We start from the raw sequence: 3667 nt of genomic DNA on the forward strand, positions 1-3667 counted from the left end.
GGTTTACGGCGTCCCCCGCAACCGGACCCACCCCGCCATCCCCCAGGAAACCGGCTTTGGCTGTTGAGGTTGCCGGCCAGCGGCCGGCACTACCGGGTGCCGGCCGCAGCCCGGCCATCACGTCCCTACATGCACCCGGTTCGCCTGCTCGGCCAACCCCAGGTGATCCAGCGCGATATCCAGCGCCAGTACATAGCTCTGCGCGCCGTACCCGGCGGCGATGCCCAGGCGCTGGCCAACACCGGCCGGCAGGCACGGCTCGGCCACGGCGCCATCGTCATGCACTTCCACGTACGCGTTGTGCAGGTAGGGCAGCAGCCGCTGCAGGCGCAGGCTGTCGGCACATGCGCCCGGATCCAGCAGCGTCACCTCGCCACGGCTGTGGTCGGCCACGCGCAGCGCGTCCAGCAGTTCCTGCTCCGAACCGCAGGCGCGGATCGCCACGCTGGTGCCCGCATCGATCGCACGGTGCACCAGTGATTTCAGTACCGGCGCCGGCAGCGGCGCGGCGGTGCGGATCAACGCGCCCGCCGCTTCCGGGCCACGGATGATGAAGATCGACATGGCTCAGCCCTCCCGTGCCAGGCGACGGCTGACGATGGCCAATGACAGCGGATAACCCGCCTGCTGGCTGCGCTGGTCGACCACCACGGCGGCCGGGCCGTGCTGCAGGCGCAGGCGCGCCTCCAGACCGGGCTGGTGCGGCGACTGCAGTTCGATGTACTCCGCCGGCAGACCGTCCAGCGCCGCCTGCAGCGCACCGCCCTCGGCACACCATTGCGCCTCGTCGGCGACGCCGACATCAAGCAGCACCCAGTCCGCGGTGCGCGCCTGCGGCTGGCACAGACACTGGCGCACATCGGCCAAGCTGGCGCAGTCGGTGCACAGCACCGGATGGCCGGACAACTCGGCCGGCAGCAGCGGACGCGGCACCGACGGCGACGCATGCCGGATCACCAGGAGGGTCATACAACACCTTGCGCAAAGCGCCCTGCGGCGCGGTAGGCATACGATGCGCGTGGGGGCCGTAAAGGTGCGATGCCCAGTGCCCGGCCCGGGCGTAAAACCTTCATAACGTCCGGCCGGAATGCACCCGGTGGCTGCCGACTGTTGATCGGCACGGGCATGGAGACCGGCATGATGCCCGGGAACCTCACGCCTGCCCTTGCGGTCTGATGCCCACCCACCACCCGGAGCCTGACATGGATGCTGTAGCCCGTCCGCCGTTCCCAGAGCGCGCGCTCACCTGGCTGAAGAAGGAGGCACTGCCGCTGCTGGTGATGCTGGGCCTGCTCGCTGCCGCCCGCGACACCCTCGCCAACCACTACGTCGTGCCCAGCGGTTCGATGCAGCCGACGCTGCAACCGGGTGACCGGGTGGTGGTGGACATGCGCGCCTACGGCCTGCGCCTGCCGTTCACCAGCCAGGAGCTGCTGGCTGCCGGCACGCCGCAGCGTGGTGAGGTGGCGGTGTTCGATTCGCCGGCCGATGGCACCCGCCTGATCAAGCGCGTCGCCGCCGTGGCCGGCGACCACGTGCAGCTGCGCGATGGCCACCTGAGCATCAACGGCCAGCCGCTGCAGATCGCCGACCTGGCCGACACCGAAGCTTTCGGAGAGCGCCGCGCCAGCCTCGATCTGGACAGCGGCGGTGGCCCGGACATCGCGGATCTGCAGGTGCCCGCCGGCAAGGTGCTGGTGCTGGGCGACCATCGTGGCAACAGCTTCGACGGTCGCTTCTTCGGCTTTGTCGATGCAGACAAGATCTATGGCCGCGCAGTGGCGGTGTACTACCGCCGTGGCGACGGCTTTGAGTGGCAGCGGCTGTAAGCTTATCGATATGCCAGAAGTATCAATCATGACCTATCGGGTTATGGATCGACTGGATGGACGGGCCTAGTCTGGGGCCCGTCCCCTCCACTCCGGCCGCCCCCACGGCCCACCGCTCCCATGACTGGCGATACCCCGGCGGCCCTCGCCGACCGTCCCCGTACTGACGACGCTCCCGTCGACACCCGCATCCAGCAGGGGACGCCGGCCTTCCGCCGCACCGCGCTGGCGCTGTTTTTGGCTGGCTTTTCGACCTTCGGCCTGCTGTACACGGTGCAGCCACTGCTGCCCGAGTTCAGTCGCCACTTCGGCGTGTCCGCTGCCGGCAGCGCGATGTCGCTGTCGCTGACCACCGGCACCCTKGCCGTGGCCATGCTGCTGGCGGGCCTGCTGTCCGATGCGGTCGRCCGGCGCCCGCTGATGATCGTTGCGTTGCTGGCCTCGGCCACGCTGTCGCTGTGCACCGCACTGGTCGACGACTGGGCCACCCTGCTGGTGCTGCGCACCCTGTTGGGGCTGGCATTGAGCGGCGTGCCGGCGGTGGCGATGACCTACCTGGTGGAAGAGATGGACAGCCGCGCGCTGGGCCTGGCGATGGGCCTGTACATCGGCGGCAACGCCATCGGTGGCATGAGCGGGCGCCTGCTGGCCGGCATCATCGCCGACCACTGGGGCTGGCGCTGGGGCATCGGCGTGGTCTCGATCATCGCCATGGCCAGCACCGTGCTGCTGTGGCTGCAGCTGCCACCGTCGCGCCACTTCCAGGCCAGTCGCAGTGGCCTGCGCCAGCTGCCCGCGCGCTGGCGCACGCTGTTTGCCGATCCCGGCCTGCCGTGGCTGTTCGCCACCTCGTTCGTGCTGATGGGTGTGTTCGTCACCCTCTACAACTACCTCGGCTATCACCTGCTGGCGCCGCCGTACCACCTCAGCCAGACCGTGGTCGGGTTGATCTTCAGCGTGTATCTGGTCGGCACCTTCAGTTCAGCGTGGATGGGCCAGCAGGCCACGCGCCATGGGCGCGGTCGCATCCTGGCGATCTCCTTCGGCCTGATCGCCGCCGGCATCGTGCTGCTGGCGATGCCGTGGCTGCCGGCGATGGCAGTGGGCATCGCGCTGGTGACCTTCGGTTTCTTCGGTGGTCATTCGGTGGCCAGCAGCTGGGTCGGCAGCCGTGCCGGCTCCATGCGTGCGGAAGCGTCGGCGCTGTACCTGTTTGCCTACTACCTGGGCTCGAGCGTGCTGGGCGGCGTGGGTGGTCTGGCCTATGCCGCGTGGGACTGGCTGGGCGTGTGCGCGTTCGCCGCGCTGCTGACCCTGATCGGCGGTGGCATCGTGTGGGCGCTGCAGCAGCGCGCGCCGCAGCCGGTGACCGCCTGACGCCCGCCGGGCATGGCCCGGCGCTACCTGGGTGGGCCAGCGGTAGCGCCGGGCCGTGCCCGGCGAGCGCGCAGCGCGGCACCTCACGCTTCCGCAAACGCCTCGCGAAGCAGCCCGGCGAAATTGCGGATCAACGGTGTCACCCCCTCGCGGCGCCACGCCAACTGCACTTCCGAATGCGCGCCGGCATCGGCCAGCGGCACGAAGCGCGCACCTTCCACCCGGATGTGGTCGCACGACGAAGGCAGGATCGCCGCACCCAGTCCCGCAGCGGCCAGGCTGATCAGCGTTGAAGCCTCACCGGCTTCCTGCACGATGCGCGGGGTGAAACCCGCTGCCGCGCACAGCGCGATCATGTGGTCATGGATGCCCGCCCCGGCGCTGCGGCGGAACGCCACGAACGGTTCCTGCGCCAGATCACGCAACGCCAGCGTCCCGCCTTTCGACAGGCGACGCAGGGC

Annotated in this window: 5 protein-coding genes; 2 read left to right on the forward strand and 3 right to left on the reverse strand. The window is 69.7% G+C overall.

What is annotated here, in order from left to right:
• Nucleotides 1–117 precede the first annotated feature (117 nt).
• The gene (locus AC1VAN_RS14970) at nt 118–564 is read right to left on the reverse strand and encodes a hypothetical protein (RefSeq protein WP_025875822.1); all 447 of its coding nucleotides are present in this window, start codon (nt 562–564) and stop codon (nt 118–120) included.
• A gap of 3 nt (nt 565–567) precedes the next feature.
• Nucleotides 568–969, reverse strand: coding sequence for a hypothetical protein (locus AC1VAN_RS14975; protein ID WP_032978120.1), 402 nt, complete (start codon nt 967–969; stop codon nt 568–570).
• A gap of 233 nt (nt 970–1202) precedes the next feature.
• On the opposite strand from AC1VAN_RS14975, the gene lepB reads away from it, so the two are divergent.
• Both lepB and AC1VAN_RS14985 read left to right on the forward strand, forming a co-directional pair.
• Nucleotides 1203–1829, forward strand: coding sequence for a signal peptidase I (gene lepB, locus AC1VAN_RS14980; RefSeq protein WP_099786261.1), 627 nt, complete (start codon nt 1203–1205; stop codon nt 1827–1829).
• Between the two features lie 120 nt (nt 1830–1949).
• Nucleotides 1950–3206 carry an MFS transporter gene (locus AC1VAN_RS14985; RefSeq protein WP_480986098.1) on the forward strand — a complete coding sequence of 419 codons (1257 nt, stop codon included), beginning with the start codon at nt 1950–1952 and terminating at the stop codon, nt 3204–3206.
• Between the two features lie 83 nt (nt 3207–3289).
• On the opposite strand, the gene AC1VAN_RS14990 is transcribed toward AC1VAN_RS14985, so the two are convergent.
• A partial coding sequence (locus AC1VAN_RS14990; RefSeq protein WP_480986099.1) for a LysR family substrate-binding domain-containing protein occupies nt 3290–3667 on the reverse strand: 378 nt, incomplete at its 5' end.

Source organism: Stenotrophomonas sp. 05L44_2 (genome assembly GCF_056665995.1).

Excerpts from the sequence above, each read along its gene's own strand:
- lepB (WP_099786261.1), top strand. The coding sequence starts at position 1,203 with ATGGATGCTGTAGCCCGTCCGCCGTTCCCAGAGCGCGCGCTCACCTGG.
- AC1VAN_RS14970 (WP_025875822.1), bottom strand. The coding sequence starts at position 564 with ATGTCGATCTTCATCATCCGTGGCCCGGAAGCGGCGGGCGCGTTGATC.
- AC1VAN_RS14975 (WP_032978120.1), bottom strand. The coding sequence starts at position 969 with ATGACCCTCCTGGTGATCCGGCATGCGTCGCCGTCGGTGCCGCGTCCG.